The sequence below is a fragment of the Sphingomonas taxi genome, from assembly GCF_000764535.1.
Taxonomy (GTDB): Bacteria; Pseudomonadota; Alphaproteobacteria; order Sphingomonadales; family Sphingomonadaceae; genus Sphingomonas; species Sphingomonas taxi.
This window is the reverse complement of the sequence record NZ_CP009571.1, coordinates 2,555,935-2,572,446: the sequence shown is the minus strand read 5'-3', so window position 1 is coordinate 2,572,446 and position 16,512 is coordinate 2,555,935. Positions and strand designations below refer to the sequence as shown.

The following is a 16,512-nucleotide window of genomic DNA, read 5'->3' as shown; positions in this document are numbered from 1 at the left end:
TAGAGCAGCCCCGGCGGCGCGAGGTTCGCGAGCCGGGGCCGGAATGGTCGCGCCTATAGGGGAAGGGGGGCGGGGGTGCAATCACGAGCGATACCGGCGAAAACGATACCGAAACGGGCGCATGACATCGGCTGGGATGCACGGTAACGCGCGAACGTGATTTACATCCACCGGTCTCGCGGCACAGGCCGCTATCTATACGCCGTGGCGGTCGGTGTGGCACTGACCGTCTTATCGGCCCTTCCCGCGGCGGCGCAGCAGCAGGATGCGCAGCTGTGGACGCAGATCAACACCAACGTGCCGCTGACCGACGGGGTGCGCGTCACGCTGGAGCAGATCGCGCGGTTCAGCGACCGGCAGGACGGATTGTACCAGACCGAATTCGGCGCGCTGCTCGGGATCAAGGCGGCGAAGGGGATCGAGCTCGGCGTCGGCTATCGCAAGGTCGGGGCGCATAACGGCAATACCGGTGCCGACGAGGACCGTATCCGCCAGCAGGTGGTGGGGACGTTCGGTGGCTTCACCACGCGCTTTCGCGTCGACGAGCGGTTCAATCCGCGCGGGTCTGAGATCGGCTTCCGGGTGCGGCCGCTGCTGCGCTACAACCAGCGGCTGGGGACGGGCAAATGGGCGCTGTTCGTCAGCCACGAGAGCTTCCTGCTGCCCAACAGCACGCGCTGGGGGCAGCGCAGCGGCTATGAGCGGATGCGCAACATCGTCGGCGTCGTCGTGCCGATCGGGAAGCTGATGACGGCGGACGTCGGCTATCTCAACCAGTTCCGCCCCGGCCGCGGCGATGCGCGCGCGCAGATGGACCATGCGCTCAACCTGCAGTTGACGATCAATTTGCAGGGGGAGGTGTTTCCGCATCTCAACGATTGAGCGGCCGGTCAGGTCACGGCGTTGCGTTCGGCATAAGCGGCGTTGCGCCATGCCTCGGTGGCGATGACGTCGCGGAGGTGTTCGCCGGCGCGCCACACGTCCTCGTGGCTGAGGTAGAGCGGGGTCAGGCCGAGGCGCAGCACATCGGGGGCGCGGAAGTCGCCGATGACGCCGCGGGCGATCAGGGCCTGCGTCACCTCATAGGCGTGGTCGTGGCGGAAGCTGATGTGGCTGCCGCGCCGCGCCGGGTCGGTCGGGCTGACGCAGGGGAGGCCGGCGGCGGCGCCCGCCTCGGCGAGGATGGCGAAGAGCGCGGCGCTCTTGGCGGCGATCTGCGTCAGGTCGATGTCGCGCCAGAGGTCGAGCGCGGCCTCGAGGCTCGCCATCGCGAGGATCGACGGGGTGCCGACCAGCCAGCGCTTCATGCCCGCGGCGGGGCGATAGGCATCGGTGAAGGCGAAGGGCTCGGCATGGCCCATCCAGCCGCTGACCGGATTGGCGAGCGCGTCGTGCAGCCGGCGCGCGACGTAGAGGAAGGCGGGGGCGCCGGGACCGCCGTTGAGATATTTGTAGGTGCAGCCGACCGCCATGTCGGCACCGGCGGCGGTGACGTCGATCGGCACCGCGCCGACGCTGTGGCTGAAGTCCCAGAGGATCAGCGCACCGGCGGCGTGCGCGCGGGCGGTCCAGTCGGCGAGGTCGAAGCGTTCGGCGGTCTTGTAATGGACGTGGGTGAGCAGCAGCACGGCGGTATCGTCGTCGAGCGCGGCGGCGAGGTCGGCGCGATCGACGACCTTCAGCGCCGTGCCCGCCACGCAGGCGACCGCGCCCTCGGCGATGTGGAGGTCGGTGGGGAAATTGCCCGCCTCGCTGACGATCGTGCGGCGGGCGGGATCGTGGCGGAGCGCGGCGACCAGCGCCTTGAACAGATGCGTCGAGGTGGTGTCGCCGACGATCACCTCGTCCGCGGCGGCGCCGATCAGCGGCGCGATCTTCGCGCCGAGGCGCTGGGGGGCGTCGATCCAGCCTTCGTTCCAGCTGCGGATCAGCCGCTCGCCCCATTGCCGCTGGACGGTGTCGGCAAGCGCGGGGATGACGGCGCGCGGCAGCACGCCGAGCGAATTGCCGTCGAGATAGATGAGGCCCTCGGGCAGCGCGAAACGGTCGCGGAACGGCGCGAGCGGGTCGGCGCGGTCGAGGGCGCGGGCGTCTTCGCGGGTCATGCATGGTCTCGGGCAAGAGCTGAGCGGAGGAGGGCGCGGGCGTGCGTCCAGGCGGGGGTGCCGGGGGCGATCAGTTCGACGTGACCGGTATCGGCGATGGTGTGGAGGTGGACCGTGTCGCCGGCGGCGCGGGCGCAGGCGATATAGTCCTCGGCGAGGCGATAGGGGACGATGCGATCCTCGCGGCCGTTGACGAGGTCCTGCACCGCGCCGAGCGGGAGGAGCGGCGGGACCGAGGTGTCGGCATAGGGCGCGGCGCGGCTTTGGTCGGTGAGCTGCGCGATCACCTCGGTGCCGCAACCGTTGTCGGGGCTGGCGGCGACCGCGGCGAGATCGGGCAGGGCACCGAGGGCGACGACGTGATCGAGGCGCAGCGGATCGGGATCGTGGAGCGGGCTGTCGGGGGCGATGCGGTGGCGCGCGGCGAGCCACAAGGCGAGATGCCCGCCCGCCGAATGGCCGAGCGCGACGCGGCGGGCGAGGTCGAGGCCGTGCGCGGCGGCGTCGCTGCGCAGCCGGTCGGCGGCCGCGGCGACGTCGTGGAAGGTGCCGGGATAGCCGCCGCCGGCGCGGTCGACGCCGCGATAGTCGATGTTCCATGACGCGATGCCGTGGTCGCGCAGATCGGCTGCGACCCAGTCCATCAGCCGGCGGTCGGCGATGCTTGTCTGCCAGCAGCCGCCGTGGACCATCAGCACCACCGGATGCGGCCCGGCACCGGCGGGGCGCCAGAGGTCGATCACCTGCAGCGGGTCGGGTCCGTAGGCGATCGTCGCATCGGGCGTGCCGCGCGGGCGGCTGGTGAGGTCGGGCCAGGTCAGCATGCGGGGACAACGCTAGCGGACGGCGGATGGGCGCGCGATCCCCGGTGTTCGCAAGAGAAGGGTTGTCGTGGCGTTTGCAAAGCGTCCTCCCATTTCGTCACCCCGGACTCGTTCCGGGGTCCACGGGGCCGCAGGAGAACGGTGTCGAATCAAGCCTTCCTCCTCGCCGCAGGGTGGACCCCGGAACAAGTCCGGGGTGACGGGGTGGGCTTGGAAGACGACAGGCTCGCACGAGCGTCCATATGCGATTGCCCTGCGGCGTGACGGGGGATGGGGGAGCCGTCACCACGTGTCCCGCTGCCACCGCATCCGCCGCGCCGGATGTGTGCGGAACTGGGGCAGAGGCGGCCGCGCGCGGCATGGCCAGATCGGCCGCAGCCGGTTACGGCAATGGTTCGTAACGGTCGGGGCGCGCATGAAGATCCTGGTGCTGTCCAGCCTGTATCCCAATGCCGCGCAGCCGCGGCACGGCATCTTCATCGAGCATCGCGTCGCGCATCTCGCCCGACCCGGCGACGAGATCCGCGTCGTCGCGCCGGTGCCGTGGTTCCCCAGCGCGCATCCGCTGTTCGGCCGCTACGCGGATTTCGGCCGCGCGCCACAGGCCGCGACACGGCGCGGGCTGGCGATCAGCCATCCGCGCTATCCCGTGCTGCCCAAGATCGGCATGGCGGCGGCGCCGTGGCTGATGGCGGCGGCGCTGTATCCGCATGTCGCCAAGCTGCGGCAGACGTTCGATTTCGACGCGATCGACAGTTATTATCTCTATCCGGACGGCGTGGCGGCGGGACTGCTCGCGCGGATGTTCGGGCGACCGTTCCTGATGAGCGCGCTCGGCACCGACGTCAGCCTGATCCCGCAGCATCGTGCCGAACGGCGGATGATCCTCGCCGCAATCGCCCGCGCCGCGGCGGTGACGACGGTGTGCGGCGCATTGCGCGACGAATTGCTCGCGCTCGGCGCGGCGGCGGACAAGGTGCGGGTGGTCGAGCATGGCGTCGACCTTGCGCTGTTCCGGCCACCGGCCAACCGCGAGGCGCTGCGCCGGACGCTCGGGCTGGACGGGCCGGCGGTGTTGTCGGTCGGGCATCTGATCGATCGCAAGGGGCATGATCTGGTGATCCGCGCGGTCGCGGCGCTGCCGGGGGTGACGCTGATGATCGCGGGCGACGGGCCGCGCGACGCGGCGCTGCGCGCGCTGGCGGCAGCGCTGGGCGTGGCGGAACGGGTGCGCTTCCTCGGCCATGTCGATCAGGCGCGGCTGCCCGATCTCTACGGCGCGGCGGACGTGGCGGTGAACGGCGCGGATCGCGAGGGGATCGCCAACGTGCTGCTCGAGGCGCTGGCCTGCGGGACGCCGCTGGTCGCGACGCCGATATGGGGATCGCCCGAGGTGGTGCGGGTGCCCGAGGCGGGGCTGCTGAGCGCGGACCGGTCGGCCGGCGCGATCGGCGCGGCGATCGCGCGGCTGCTCGCGGCGCTGCCGGAGCGCGCGGCGACGCGGCGCTATGCGGAACGCTACGATTGGCGCGAGACGGGGCGGCTGCATCGGGCGCTGCTCGCGGATGCGGTATCCGCGCGAGAATAGGGGCTTGGCGCACGGAGGCCGTGTCCGTCATGCCGGACCTGATCCGGCATCCCGCTTCCTCGACGGCGGCGGAAGCGGGACCCCGGCTCGAGGCCGGGGTGACGGAAGGTAGGCGCTCGGTGCAAGCGGGTGCGACACCTGCCCGTAGCGCCCGCGTCAGCTCTTCACCCCCGCCCGTTGCCGTTTAGACCCCCACGGACTAGTGTTCCCGATATGGCCACCGACTTTCAGGAACCTCCGATCGGCATCCTCGATGCGCCGTTCGATACCGCGCTGTCCGACCGCTATCTGGTCTATGCGCTGTCGACGATTACCGCGCGGTCGCTGCCCGATGTGCGCGACGGGCTGAAGCCCGTCCACCGGCGGCTGTTGTGGGCGATGCGGCTGCTCAAGCTCGATCCGAGCCAGGGCTATAAGAAATGCGCGCGCGTCGTCGGCGACGTCATCGGCAAATATCACCCGCATGGCGACCAGTCGGTCTATGACGCGATGGTCCGCCTCGCGCAGACCTTCTCGCTGCGCTATCCTTTGGTCGACGGGCAGGGCAATTTCGGCAATATCGACGGCGATAACGCCGCCGCCTATCGCTATACCGAGGCGCGGCTGACGCAGGTCGCGATCGACCTGATGGACGGGCTCGACGAGGATGCCGTCGCCTATCGCCCGACCTACAATGGCGAGGATCAGGAGCCGGAGCTGTTCCCCGGCCTGTTCCCCAATCTGCTCGCCAATGGCGCGAGCGGCATCGCGGTGGGCATGGCGACGAGCATCCCGCCGCACAATGCCGCCGAATTGCTCGATGCGGCGATCATGCTGGTCGACAAGCCCGACGCGCCCGACACGGCGGTGCTCGACTTCGTCAAGGGGCCGGACTTTCCGACCGGCGGGCTGGTGGTCGATCCGGCGGCGGTGATCGCGGAAAGCTATGCGACGGGGCGCGGCAGCTTCCGCGTCCGCGCACGCTGGGACATCGAGCGCGAGAAGGGCGGCGGCTGGCAGGTGGTGGTCAGCGAGATCCCGTACGGCGTGCAGAAAGGCAAATTGATCGAGCAGATCGCCGGCCTGATCAACGACCGCAAATTCCCGATCCTCGCCGACGTGCGCGACGAATCGGACGCCGAGGTGCGGATCGTGCTCGAACCGCGCAGCCGCACCGTCGATCCGCAGGTGCTGATGGACGGCCTGTTCCGCTTCTCCGACCTCGAGACGCGGATCAGCCTCAACCTCAACGTGCTCGACAAGGATCGCACGCCGCGGGTGATGTCGCTCGGCGGCGCCCTCAAGGCATGGGTCGAGCATCAGTTCGTCGTGCTCGAACGGCGCACGCGCCACCGGCTCGGCAAGATCGCCGACCGGATCGAGCTGCTCGACGGCTATCTGATCGCCTATCTCAACCTCGACCGGGTGATCGAGATCATTCGTACCGAGGACGAGCCCAAGGCGGTGATGATGGAGGAATTCCGCCTGACCGACCGGCAGGCGGAGGCGATCCTCAACATGCGGCTGCGCAGTCTGCGCCGGCTCGAGGAGTTCGAGATCCGCGGCGAGCGCGACAAGCTCGACAAGGAACAGGCCGAGCTGGAGGGGCTGCTTGCCGACCCCGCCAAGCAGAAGCGGCGGATGAAGCGCGACATGAAGAAGGTGCGCGACCGCTACGGGCCGGAGACCGCGCTCGGCGCGCGGCGCACGACCATCGAGGAAGCCGCGCCGACCCGCGACATCCCGCTGGAGGCGATGATCGAGCGCGAGCCGATCACGGTGATCCTGTCGCAGCGCGGCTGGATCCGCGCGATGAAGGGGCATTCCGATCTCGCCTCGGCGGAGACGCTCAAGTTCAAGGAGGGCGACGGGCCCGCCTTCGCCTTCCATGCGCAGACGACGGACAAGTTGCTGCTCGCGGCGGAGAACGGGCGGTTCTTCACGCTGGCGGCGGACAAGCTGCCCGGCGGGCGCGGCTTCGGCGAGCCGGTGCGCGCGATGATCGACCTCGACGGATCGATCGGCGTCGTCGCCTTCCTCAACGCGCGCGCGCAGGTGCAATTGCTGATCGCCGCCACCGACGGCCGCGGTTTCCGCGTGCCCGTCGCCGAGGTGATCGCCGAGACGCGCAAGGGCAAGACGGTGATGACGCCGCGGCCGGGGGCGAAGCTGCTCGTCGTCCGGCCGGTCGCGGCCGAGGCCGATTACGTCGCGGCGATCGGCGACAATCGCAAATTGCTCGTCTTCCCGATCGCCGAGCTGCCGGTGATGACGCGCGGCACCGGCGTGCAGCTGCAACGCTTCCGTGAGGGCCATTTGTCCGATGCGACCACCTTCGTCTTCGCCGAGGGGCTGAGCTGGCCGATGGGCGGCGGCTCGGGCCGCACCCGCACCGAGACCGACCTGTCGCTGTGGCGCACCGCACGCGGCGCCGCCGGCCGCACCCCGCCGACCGGCTTCCCGCGCGACAATCGGTTCGGGGGGTAGGAACCCGATTTCACCTGCGAACGATACGTGCTGATATACATCAATATGAACGTATACTTTCAGGGCGCTTTAACGAACGGCGTCTAAAACAGGGGATATGGCCACCGCTTCGCCTGACCTGTCGTCCATCACGCTCGCTGCGCGGGAGCTGTTCGAGCGCGATCTCGAGCTGATCCCGATCCCGACGGTGCAGGTCGTGCGCGAGGGCGACGGGTTCGAATTCCTCGCGGTCAATCGGGCCTATCGGCTCGCCGGGCTGGGCGTGATCGCCGACCGGTCGCCGATGCTGGCGATGCTCGGCAGCCGGATCGACGCCTTCCTGCGGACCTCCGACGTGCGGATCGACTTCGACTGGTCGATCGGCCAGGTGATCGATTCGCGTTATTATCGCGTCACCATCGCGCGGCCGACGCCGATGCTGCGCGACCGCTGCCAGATCGCGTTCATCGACCTGACCGCGCAGATCCACACCGAACGCTCGCTGCGTCGCGAGATGACCACCGACAGCCTGACCGGCCTGCCCAATCGGGAAGGCTTCAGCGACATGATCGAGGCGGTGCAGGCGGAGCGCAGCTGCCATGCGGTGCTGGTCATCGACATCGATCGCTTCGGGCGGCTCAACGCCTGTCTCGGCGGCCTCGCCGGCGACGAATTGCTGATCACCGTCGCGCGCCGGATCAAGGGCGTGCTGCGCGCGCGCGATTCGCTCGCGCGGATCGGCGGCGACGAATTCGGCATCCTGATGGCGGTCGACGACGATCCCGCCGAGGCCAACCGGCTCGCCGAGCGCATCCGCTGCGCGCTGTCGGCACCGTTCCGGCTGAGCGATTACGAGATCGGCGTCGAATGTTCGATCGGCATCGCTTACGGCAATGACGCGATCGACGATGTCGAGGAACTGATCCGCAACGCGCAATTCGCGGTCAAGCGCGCCAAGACCGGGCGCCAGGTCGAAAGCTATCAGACGCAGGCGTTCACGCTGGCGCGCGAGCAATTCGCGATGGAGACGGCGCTGCGCCGCGCGATCGACGACCGGCAGCTGCGCCTCGCCTTCCAGCCGATCTGCGATCTGGCGACGGGTGCGGTGGTGTCGTTCGAGGCGCTGGCGCGCTGGCGCGATCCGCAGGGCGTCGAGCATATGCCGAGCGACTTCATTCCGGTCGCCGAGGAATCGGGGCTGATCGTGCCGCTCGGTCGCTGGGCGATGGACGAGGCGGCGCGGACGCTGCGCTGGTGGGACGAGGAATGCGGCGGCAATTGCGGGATGCGCATCGCGGTCAATCTGTCGGCGATCCAGATGCAGCGCGACGACATCACCCCGGTGGTCGAGGCCGCGCTGATCCGCCACGATCTCGCCGGCGAGCGGTTCGTGCTGGAGCTGACCGAAAGCGCGATCGTCACCGATCCTGATCGGATCGCCGGGATCATGCACGGGCTGAAGGCGCTCGGCACGACGCTGGCGATGGACGATTTCGGCACCGGCTATTCCAACCTCGCCTATCTGCAGAAGCTGCCGATCGACATCCTCAAGATCGACCGCAGCTTCGTCTCCGGCATGCTTGCCGACCGCGACAAGATCGCGATCGTGCGCGCGGTGCTCAGCCTCGCGCAGGCGCTCGGCATGCGGACGACGGCGGAGGGGATCGAGAGCAACGAACTGGCGCAGACGCTGGCGGCGCTGGGCTGCACCTATGGCCAGGGCTATCTCTACGCTCGGCCGCTCGAAGCCTCGGACGCGCTGGCGATGGTCGTCGCGGCGCGGACCGCTTCGTCGGCGAGCTGAACCACGCGGGCTGCGTCGGGGAAATCCTCGGCGAGCCATTGCGTCTCGATCCGGCGCAGCACCGCCGCCACCTCCGGTCCCTTGCGCAGACCGCGTTCGACCAGCGCGCCGCCACCTATCGGCAGCGCCGGCGGTGTCCAGTCGCGGATCGGCGCGACATCCTCGCCCGCGAGCAGCAGCCGGTCGATCGCGCCCGTCGCGCCGACGCGATAGGCGAGCGCGCGCGGGCCTTCGTCGCCCGGGCCCTGGCGCGCGGCGACCAGCCGCTTGCGATCGATGTTCGACAATTTGAGGCGCGCGCCGACGCTTTCCGCTGCCTCGCGCGGGAGCAAGGCGGCGAGCCTGCGGATCGCGTCGGGGGCGACGCCGGCGGCGGCCTCGCGTTCGGCGAGCGTGGCGAACAGCGTCGCATCGGTGATCTCGGGCAGCACCGCGCGGAAGATGCCGCGGTCGATCATCAGCGCGATCACCGGCACCGCATGGCGCGCGACGAGCAGCTTGAGCAATTCGGCGGCGATCCGCTCGCGCGACAGCGCCATCAGGTCGTTGGCGCGGGCGGTGCAGGCGTCGAGCCCCTCGGCGTCGATGGCGTTCTGGTCGGCGGCGCCGAAGCGCGCGTGGAAGCGGAAGAAGCGGAGGATGCGCAGATGATCCTCGGCGATGCGACGATAGGCGTCGCCGATGAAGCGGACGCGGCCGGCGTCGAGATCTGCGAGACCGCCGAAATAGTCGATGACGTCGCCGCTCGCCGGATCGGCATAGAGCGCGTTCATCGTGAAGTCGCGGCGCGCGGCATCGTCCTGCCAGACGTCGGTGAAGGCGACGACGGCATGGCGGCCGTCGGTCGAGACGTCATGCCGCAGCGTCGTCACCTCGATCGGGCCGTCGGGCAGGATCGCGGTGATCGTGCCGTGGGCGAGGCCGGTCGGCACCGCGCGGATGGCCGCCGCCTTAAGCCGCGCGAGCACGTCCTCGGGCAGCAGGCGGGTGGCGAGGTCGATATCGGCGGGATCGAGCCCGAGCAACGTGTCGCGGACGACGCCGCCGACCAGCCGCGTCTGCTCCGGTCCACCGAGCACGTCGACCAGCGGGCTGAAGCCGTCGCGCGCGGCGATCCGGTCGAGCGGCAGCGTCACCATGCCAGCCGCCGCGACAGGTTGACGATCATCGCCGCGGTCGCGCCCCAGATGCGGCGGTCCTGCCAGCGGATCTCGTAATAATGGCGCGTGCGGCCGCGCCATTCGGCGCTCGCGGCGATCTGATTGGCGGGATCGAGCAGGAAGTCGAGCGGCACCTCGAACACGCTGGCGACCTCCGCCTCGCTGGCGACGAACGGCAGGTCGGCGGGGACGGCGGCGAGCACCGGCGTGACGGTATAGCCGGTGACGGTCCGGTAGCGATCGACCGCGCCGATCACCTGCACCTGCGAGGGGGGCAAGGCGATCTCCTCCTCCGCCTCGCGCAATGCGGCGGCGACGGCATCCTCGCCGGGATCGAGCCGGCCGCCGGGAAAGGCGATCTGGCCGGCGTGGTGGCGCAACGTGTCGGTGCGCTGGGTGAGCAGCACGCCGGGGCGGGCGCGATCGGTCACCGCGACGAGCACCGCGGCGGGCGTCAGATCGGCCTCGTCGCGGCCTTCCAGTTCGCGGTCGTCGCCGGTCAGCAGGACGGGATCGGTGCGGTTGCCGTCCTGCCATGCGCGCACCAGCCGTTCGGCCAGGCTCATGCGGCGGGTTCCAGCGGGAAGAAGGCGCCGTCGCTCCACACGCCGGGGCGCGCGGCATCGTCGGCGAGCGCGCGGTCGGCAAGCTCGTAATAGACCGGCCGCGCGACCAGCGCCTCGAGCCCGCCGCGGACGTGGAGATAGGGGCGGGGGCCGTCCGCGCCCTCGGTGAAGCGCAGCGGATGATCGGGCCCGGCGGTGACGAGGTCGCCGGTGTTGAGCCGGAAGGCGAGGCGGGCGTCGGCGCCGTCGCCCTCCGCCTTCATCTCGACCGCGACGAAGGGCGCATCCTCGACCGCGATATCGAGCTTCTCGACCGGGGTGACGAGGACGTAGCGGCCATCGGGCTCGCGGCGCAGGATCGTCGAGAACAGCCGCACCATCGCCTGCCGGCCGATCGGCGACCCCTGATGATACCAGCTGCCGTCGCGGGCGATGCGCATCTCGCTGTCGCCGCAATGCGACGGGTTCCATTGCTCAACCGGCGGCAGCCGCCGCTGTTCGACCAACGTGGCGATCTCGGCGAGGCTGAGACTGGCGAGATCGGGAAGCTCCTCCATCGGCATCGCCGCGAGGTAGGCGCTCCGGGTGCCGGCGTAAAGGCGGTCAGGCCCCGGCCGATATCGCCGGGATCGCCGGGCTGAGCAGGCCGGCGATCGCCGGCACCCGGTCGCCGCGCGACAGCAGGCGGTGGCGCTCGACCGGACCGGGCAGGCGCCAGTCGGCGGTACGGCTGGCGTCGAAGCCGAAGAAGCGGCCGTAATATTCGGGATCGCCGATCAGCATCAGCCGGTCGTCCAGCCCCTCGGCCCGCGCGGCGTCGAGCGCGCGGCGCATCAACTGGCGGCCGATGCCGTCGCGCTGGCGGCCGGGCTCGACCGCGACGGGGCCGATCATCACCAGCGGATGCGCCGCGCCATCGTCGCCGTCGAGCAGCACCGGCCAGCATTGGATCGAGCCGATCAGCGCGCCGTCCTCGACCGCGGCGAGGCTCAGCGCGGCGATGGGGGCGACCGTGCCGCGCACCTTATAGGCGGTGCGGCCGTGGCGGTCGGGGCCGAACGCGCGGTCGAGCAACGCCTCGACGGCGGCACCTGCGACAGTGGCGAGCGGCACGAAAGCGATCACGGGCGGGGGTCCTTTTCGTCCGGAACGGACGGGCGCGGCGCATGCGGCGGCGCGGGCCGGAACGCAAGCGGCAATGCGATTGGCGCATCGCGGTGCGGCTTGCTAGAGGCGGGCGCCATGCAAGACAGTCTTCAGCTGGAGGTCCACGACCTCGAGGTCCAGGTGCTCACCGGTATCTATTCGGAGGAGACGCACCTGCCGCAGCCGCTGCGCATCGACCTGACCGTCGACCTCGCCTGCCCGGACCATTTCGCGCCGGACACGCCGCTGTCGGCGTCGAAGAACTATCTCGACCTCAAGCATGCCGCGACCGGCGCGCTGCCCGAGGGGCTGCACTTCACGCTGATCGAGGCGGTGGCGGACCATATCTGCGAGACGCTGTTCCTCACCGATCCGCGCGTGCTGCGGGTCAAGGTCAAGATCGTCAAGCTCGCCATCGCCGAGGCGGGCGAGTCGATCGGGATCACGCTGGTCCGCAACCGCCGCTGACCGGCGGAGCGCCGGGCGACGTGGTGCCTCCCGCGGTTACGGACGGATCGTCCGCGTCCGTCGGCAGGCGCCGAGCTGTTCCCGGACATAGCCATAATCCTCGCGGGCCAGCGTCGCGTCGGAGGCGGCCAGCGACGCGATGCTCTGCTCGGGCAGGTCGGCCGGCAGCGCGCAGGCGAGGCGGTACCAGAGCAACGTGTCGCGCGCCGGCGGTGCCGCGGCCTCGTCGACGATCTCGGACAGCGCCACCGCCCAGCGCGGCTGCTCGCCGGGGCGGCGCAGCACGGTCAGCGACACCGGCGCGCCATTGGCGGTGGTCAGGAAGACCTGCGTCTCGCCCTCGCCCGGCAAGGCGCCGGGGACATGGAAGACGTTACCGATACCAGTGATGACCGGCGGCGCATCGGCGGCGACCAGCGCGGTCGCGATCGCCCTGACGCGTGCGTCGTCGGCCGAGCTCCAGACAATCTGCGCGTCCGGCGCAGCCAATTGTATCTGATCGGGACGCCCGGCGACCGGACGGCCGAACAGCAGCACCCTCATTTTCTTCAATTTCGGCAAGCGCCCGGACGAATCGGGAGCAATATCCAAGAGATAGCCGATTCGCGGCGGCAGTCCGCCGGCGCCGCGAACCAGCGCGCCGAGATCCGCCTCGACATAAAATCGTGTGAATCCCGGCGCTACGCCGACGGCATCGGCGCCCTTCAGGCGCACCGCCGAGCGGATCGTCGCGTCGGCAATCACCGGGGAGGCGATCACCAGATCGGTCAGGTCGGCATAACTGATACCGCTCCCAGCATCGCGCGAAACCGCGGGAATCGGGGCGCTTTGGCCTGGAAAAGCGGCGGCGGCAGGCGATGCGACGAACGCGACGGCGGCGAGCAGGGTCGGGCGAAATACGGGTATCATGCCGAAATCGCTAGCCGAATGCACCTGAACGATACAGAAATAAAAGTGTCGCTAAACGATTGTACGTTTGTTGCGTCCGACAAAGCGTTTGCGCGGCGGGGAACGGGGCGATAGGGTTTGCGGACTGCCACACACGGCACCAGCCGGGGCAGGGGCCTACGCGCGCTCTTCCCCCGGGCGCTGCGAGGACCGAGAGATTAGGGAGTGTCGTTGCTGAATGGCCTATGCTGACCAGAAGATGTCCGGTGGCAGGGTGGTCGCGATCGTCATCGTCGTGCTCATCCATGCGGCGCTGGGCTACGCCTTCGTCACCGGGCTCGCGTACCAATACGTGAAAAAGGCCCAAGAAAAACTTAACACGTTCGACGTGGAGGAGCCGCCTCCCCCGCCGCCGGACGAGCCGCCGCCCCCGCCGCCCGATACGCCGATGACGCCGCCCCCCGTGGTGTCGCCGCCGCCGATCGTGCAGAATCCGAATCCGCCGCCCGTGGTGATCCAGACGGTCTCGACGCCGCCGCCCGCCGTCAATCTGACGCCGATCGCTGCGCCGCCTGCACCGCCGGCTCCGCCTGCGCCGCCGGCCGTCTCGACGGTCAGCAAGGCAGCGGGTGCCAAGGGCAACCCCGCGGACTGGATCACGAACGACGACTACCCGCCGAGCTCGCTGCGCAACAACGAGGAAGGCACCAGCGTGATCGCCTGGACGATCAATACGCAGGGGCGCGTCGAAAACTGCCACACCACCCAGTCGAGCGGTTCGACCGCGCTGGACCGGGCGGCATGCGCCGCGATCACCCGGCGGGGACGCTACTCCCCGGCGACCGACGTGGCCGGCAACCCGCTCTCGACCACCCAGTCGCGGCGCGTGGTCTGGAAGATCCCGAAGGAATGATGCGGTCTCCGCCCGCCGCGACGGCGGGCGGATCCTCCCCGAACTTCTACACCGTTTGATAAGGACGAAATCCCAATGCTCACCACCATTCTCGCGGCCGGCGGCACCGCGGCAGCCGAAAACCAGTTCGGCCTCCAGGCCGCTCTGAAGGAAGGCGGCCTCATCTCGCAGTCGGTGTTCACGATCCTCGTGATCATGTCGATCGTGTCGTTCTACATCCTGTTCTCGAAGCTGTTCGAGCAGCAGAAGATCATCAACCAGGCGAAGCGCGTCCGCCAGGGCTTCTGGAGCTCGCCGAACCTGCGCGAAGGTGCCGCCAAGCTCGAGAAGAACTCGGCGTACAAGCAGCTCGTCGACGACGGCCTGCAGGCGCAGGACCAGCACGCCAAGCTGACCGATCCGGTCGAGGCGCACGACTGGCTGCACGGTTCGCTCGCCCGTTCGGAAGCGGCGATCAACTCGAAGCTGGGCGGCGGTCTCGCCTTCCTCGCGACGGTCGGCGCGACCGCACCGTTCATCGGTCTGTTCGGTACCGTGGTCGGCATCTACCGCGCGCTGATCAAGATCGGTGCGTCGGGCGATCCCTCGATCGACAAGGTCGCCGGCCCGGTCGGTGAGGCGCTCATCATGACCGCGCTCGGCCTCGTCGTCGCGGTTCCCGCCGTGCTCGCCTACAACTGGCTGCAGCGCCGCAACAAGTCGATCGCGGAAGACCTGTCGGCCTTTTCGAACGACGTGCTGGGCTTCCTCGCCTCGAACGGTGCGGTCAAGCCGACGATCGCCGGTGCGCCGGTTTCGAAGGCGCCGGTGAAGCCGGCCGCGGCGACCACGACCGCCGGCCAGACCGGTGGCGTGCAGACCCGCCCGTAACGATAAGGCTGCGGGGCCGTCTCCGGGCGGCCCCGCGACCGGCCGGCGACGTTCGGTCGCCGGCTAGATTGAATGGATAGGATAGCTCGCACATGGCGATGAGCGCTGGCGGAGGAGGAGGTTCCTCCGAAAAACCCTTGTCGGACATCAACACCACGCCCCTCGTGGACGTGATGCTGGTGCTTCTGATCATCTTCCTGATCGCCGTTCCGGTGGCGATCCAGACGGTCAAGGGCATCGTCCTGCCCAAGGTCCGTTTCGATCCGACGACGACCAAGCCCGAGAACGTCTTGCTGTCGGTGACGACCAAGCCGGACGGCAGCTGCCTGGTCTATTGGGGCACGTCGCCGATCACCAGCAAGGACCTGCTGACCCGCGCGGTCGACAAGCTGAAGCTGGAGATCGATCGTCAGGGTGGCGCAGGCAACCCCGATCTCGAACTGCCGGAAGTCCATATCCGCGGTGACGTCAACACCCCGTACAAGTGCATCGGCGGCACGGTCTACACGATGCAGCAGGCCGGCTTCGCCAAGGTCGGCTTCATCTCGCAGCCGCCGCCCGCGGGTGGCTAATCCGCCCCGCCCGACCCAGGAGTATCTGACATGGCAATGAGTGGTGGCTCGGAAGATGGCGAGCCGATGATGGAAATGAACACGACGCCGTTGATCGACGTCATGCTCGTGCTCCTCATCATGTTCATCATCACGCTTCCCATCCCGACGCATGCGGTCAAGGTCGATCTGCCGGTCAATGACCCGCGGAACGTCAAGCCGCCGGTCGACCCGCAGAAGAACAAGATCATCATCGATGCCGCGGGCACGGTGTCTTGGAACGGCGTTCCCGTCGATGAGGTGACGCTGCGCACCTATCTGGACGCCGCTGCGGCGATCAACCCGGAACCGGAGCTGCACTTCCAGCCCGATCCGGCGGCGAAGTACGACAAGGTCGACCAGACGCTGGCGGTGATCAAGCGCTCGGCGGTGACCAAGCTCGGTTTCATCGGCAACGAACAGTATCGCAACGACTTCTGATCGCGATCGGATGACGGATGACAAGGGCGGTTCCGCAAGGAGCCGCCCTTTTTGCGTTCGGGGGTGGGGGCGGATGGGGAGCCGCGGGCGTTCAGGATGTGCGCGGCGCTGTGGCGAAGGGCGACAGGCTGCGCGTCGGAACGAACAACGCGAGGCATGCGTGCGCAGGGCAGCAGCCGGTGACGGAACGGGATTTGCAGAAGAAGAAAGAATGAGTCGCGCGGAGGCGCGAAGGACGCAGAGCTGTTGCGTTCGCTTTAGCCGCGGCCCGTTACCTTGCGACGATGAAGTGATAGGTGAGGCTTGCCCGGGCGAGACACCTCCGCGCCTCCGCGCCTCTGCGTGAACACAGCCTTCTTCGCCTCGTGTACGACGATACGTCCGACGACGTTGTGCCCGATTAGCGGACTATATTCCGGATAGTCGCGGTGCGACCATCACCAACTGCCAGCGGCATCTCGATTGTGAGCGGGGCTGTCCGCCTGCGGCTCATGTCTGGCCGATCGACATTCCGCCGTGGCGTTCGCGCGCGAGGGCAGGGCTATCGGATATGATTATGGTGACGAGGCTCGATCGCTTTCCTTACCGGTTTCGTCACCCCGGACCCGTGCCGGGATCCGCCGGGCTGCAAGGGAACGGTGTCGGATCGAGCCTTTCTCCTCGCCGCGGGGTGGACCCCGGAACGAGTCCGGGGTGACGGGGTG

Annotated in this window: 16 protein-coding genes; 9 read left to right on the top strand and 7 right to left on the bottom strand. The window is 69.1% G+C overall.

The features are described 5' to 3' along the window. Positions 1 to 204: 204 nt before the first annotated feature. Positions 205 to 882, top strand: coding sequence for a DUF2490 domain-containing protein (locus MC45_RS11675; protein WP_038663325.1), 678 nt, complete (start codon positions 205 to 207; stop codon positions 880 to 882). Between the two features lie 8 nt (positions 883 to 890). On the opposite strand, the gene kynU is transcribed toward MC45_RS11675, so the two are convergent. Both kynU and MC45_RS11665 read right to left on the bottom strand, forming a co-directional pair. Next, the gene (gene kynU / locus MC45_RS11670; RefSeq protein WP_038663312.1) at positions 891 to 2,105 is read right to left on the bottom strand and encodes a kynureninase; all 1,215 of its coding nucleotides are present in this window, start codon (positions 2,103 to 2,105) and stop codon (positions 891 to 893) included. Further along, positions 2,102 to 2,929: an alpha/beta hydrolase gene (locus MC45_RS11665; protein ID WP_038663310.1), complete on the bottom strand. Its 828-nt coding sequence runs from the start codon at positions 2,927 to 2,929 to the stop codon at positions 2,102 to 2,104. Before MC45_RS11665 ends, kynU begins: the two co-directional genes overlap by 4 nt. 415 nt (positions 2,930 to 3,344) lie before the next feature. Here MC45_RS11665 and MC45_RS11660 point away from each other — a divergent pair, with 415 nt between their 5' ends. The 3 genes from MC45_RS11660 (at position 3,345) to MC45_RS11650 (ending at position 8,766) form a co-directional block, all read left to right on the top strand. Next, a complete protein-coding gene (locus MC45_RS11660; RefSeq protein WP_038663307.1) occupies positions 3,345 to 4,517 on the top strand; it encodes a glycosyltransferase in 1,173 nt (390 codons plus the stop codon). A gap of 213 nt (positions 4,518 to 4,730) precedes the next feature. Further along, complete coding sequence (gene parC, locus MC45_RS11655) at positions 4,731 to 6,983, top strand: DNA topoisomerase IV subunit A (protein WP_038663304.1); 2,253 nt, start codon at positions 4,731 to 4,733, stop codon at positions 6,981 to 6,983. Between the two features lie 97 nt (positions 6,984 to 7,080). Continuing rightward, entirely contained in the window at positions 7,081 to 8,766 is a 1,686-nt protein-coding gene (locus MC45_RS11650; protein ID WP_038663302.1) for a putative bifunctional diguanylate cyclase/phosphodiesterase, read from the top strand. Here MC45_RS11650 and MC45_RS11645 read toward each other — a convergent pair. From MC45_RS11645 to MC45_RS11630, 4 genes are read right to left on the bottom strand one after another with little or no spacing between them, the layout of a single operon-like run. Next, positions 8,691 to 9,905 (bottom strand): CCA tRNA nucleotidyltransferase, encoded by a 1,215-nt coding sequence (locus tag MC45_RS11645; protein ID WP_038663300.1) that lies wholly within the window; start codon positions 9,903 to 9,905, stop codon positions 8,691 to 8,693. The genes MC45_RS11650 and MC45_RS11645 overlap by 76 nt on opposite strands. Beyond that, the gene (locus tag MC45_RS11640; protein WP_038663298.1) at positions 9,899 to 10,492 is read right to left on the bottom strand and encodes a CoA pyrophosphatase; all 594 of its coding nucleotides are present in this window, start codon (positions 10,490 to 10,492) and stop codon (positions 9,899 to 9,901) included. Before MC45_RS11640 ends, MC45_RS11645 begins: the two co-directional genes overlap by 7 nt. Continuing rightward, positions 10,489 to 11,049, bottom strand: coding sequence for a DUF1285 domain-containing protein (locus MC45_RS11635; RefSeq protein ID WP_081974548.1), 561 nt, complete (start codon positions 11,047 to 11,049; stop codon positions 10,489 to 10,491). The genes MC45_RS11640 and MC45_RS11635 overlap by 4 nt, the downstream gene beginning before the upstream one ends. Before the next feature lie 46 nt (positions 11,050 to 11,095). Continuing rightward, the gene (locus MC45_RS11630) at positions 11,096 to 11,617 is read right to left on the bottom strand and encodes a GNAT family N-acetyltransferase (RefSeq protein WP_038663287.1); all 522 of its coding nucleotides are present in this window, start codon (positions 11,615 to 11,617) and stop codon (positions 11,096 to 11,098) included. A 117-nt stretch (positions 11,618 to 11,734) separates the two neighbouring features. Here MC45_RS11630 and MC45_RS11625 point away from each other — a divergent pair, with 117 nt between their 5' ends. Further along, the gene (locus tag MC45_RS11625; RefSeq protein ID WP_038663284.1) at positions 11,735 to 12,106 is read left to right on the top strand and encodes a dihydroneopterin aldolase; all 372 of its coding nucleotides are present in this window, start codon (positions 11,735 to 11,737) and stop codon (positions 12,104 to 12,106) included. Between the two features lie 36 nt (positions 12,107 to 12,142). Here MC45_RS11625 and MC45_RS11620 read toward each other — a convergent pair whose 3' ends face one another. Next, positions 12,143 to 13,015 (bottom strand): hypothetical protein, encoded by an 873-nt coding sequence (locus tag MC45_RS11620; protein WP_038663282.1) that lies wholly within the window; start codon positions 13,013 to 13,015, stop codon positions 12,143 to 12,145. 217 nt (positions 13,016 to 13,232) lie between these two features. Here MC45_RS11620 and MC45_RS11615 point away from each other — a divergent pair, with 217 nt between their 5' ends. The 4 genes from MC45_RS11615 (at position 13,233) to MC45_RS11600 (ending at position 15,808) form a co-directional block, all read left to right on the top strand. Next, positions 13,233 to 13,907 carry an energy transducer TonB gene (locus MC45_RS11615; RefSeq protein WP_038663279.1) on the top strand — a complete coding sequence of 225 codons (675 nt, stop codon included), beginning with the start codon at positions 13,233 to 13,235 and terminating at the stop codon, positions 13,905 to 13,907. A gap of 75 nt (positions 13,908 to 13,982) precedes the next feature. Then, a complete protein-coding gene (locus MC45_RS11610; protein WP_038663276.1) occupies positions 13,983 to 14,777 on the top strand; it encodes a MotA/TolQ/ExbB proton channel family protein in 795 nt (264 codons plus the stop codon). Positions 14,778 to 14,869: 92 nt separating this feature from the next. Next, positions 14,870 to 15,349, top strand: coding sequence for an ExbD/TolR family protein (locus MC45_RS11605; protein ID WP_038663274.1), 480 nt, complete (start codon positions 14,870 to 14,872; stop codon positions 15,347 to 15,349). A 30-nt stretch (positions 15,350 to 15,379) separates the two neighbouring features. Further along, a complete protein-coding gene (locus MC45_RS11600) occupies positions 15,380 to 15,808 on the top strand; it encodes an ExbD/TolR family protein (RefSeq protein WP_038663270.1) in 429 nt (142 codons plus the stop codon). Positions 15,809 to 16,512: the final 704 nt, after the last annotated feature.

What these genes read in the sequence shown, in the direction of transcription:
- kynU (WP_038663312.1), bottom strand. Translation starts at nt 2,105, where the DNA reads ATGACCCGCGAAGACGCCCGCGCCCTCGACCGCGCCGACCCGCTCGCG.
- MC45_RS11665 (WP_038663310.1), bottom strand. Translation starts at nt 2,929, where the DNA reads ATGCTGACCTGGCCCGACCTCACCAGCCGCCCGCGCGGCACGCCCGAT.
- MC45_RS11660 (WP_038663307.1), top strand. Translation starts at nt 3,345, where the DNA reads ATGAAGATCCTGGTGCTGTCCAGCCTGTATCCCAATGCCGCGCAGCCG.
- parC (WP_038663304.1), top strand. Translation starts at nt 4,731, where the DNA reads ATGGCCACCGACTTTCAGGAACCTCCGATCGGCATCCTCGATGCGCCG.
- MC45_RS11650 (WP_038663302.1), top strand. Translation starts at nt 7,081, where the DNA reads ATGGCCACCGCTTCGCCTGACCTGTCGTCCATCACGCTCGCTGCGCGG.
- MC45_RS11645 (WP_038663300.1), bottom strand. Translation starts at nt 9,905, where the DNA reads ATGGTGACGCTGCCGCTCGACCGGATCGCCGCGCGCGACGGCTTCAGC.
- MC45_RS11640 (WP_038663298.1), bottom strand. Translation starts at nt 10,492, where the DNA reads ATGAGCCTGGCCGAACGGCTGGTGCGCGCATGGCAGGACGGCAACCGC.
- MC45_RS11635 (WP_081974548.1), bottom strand. Translation starts at nt 11,049, where the DNA reads ATGGAGGAGCTTCCCGATCTCGCCAGTCTCAGCCTCGCCGAGATCGCC.
- MC45_RS11625 (WP_038663284.1), top strand. Translation starts at nt 11,735, where the DNA reads ATGCAAGACAGTCTTCAGCTGGAGGTCCACGACCTCGAGGTCCAGGTG.
- MC45_RS11620 (WP_038663282.1), bottom strand. Translation starts at nt 13,015, where the DNA reads ATGATACCCGTATTTCGCCCGACCCTGCTCGCCGCCGTCGCGTTCGTC.
- MC45_RS11615 (WP_038663279.1), top strand. Translation starts at nt 13,233, where the DNA reads ATGGCCTATGCTGACCAGAAGATGTCCGGTGGCAGGGTGGTCGCGATC.
- MC45_RS11610 (WP_038663276.1), top strand. Translation starts at nt 13,983, where the DNA reads ATGCTCACCACCATTCTCGCGGCCGGCGGCACCGCGGCAGCCGAAAAC.
- MC45_RS11605 (WP_038663274.1), top strand. Translation starts at nt 14,870, where the DNA reads ATGGCGATGAGCGCTGGCGGAGGAGGAGGTTCCTCCGAAAAACCCTTG.
- MC45_RS11600 (WP_038663270.1), top strand. Translation starts at nt 15,380, where the DNA reads ATGGCAATGAGTGGTGGCTCGGAAGATGGCGAGCCGATGATGGAAATG.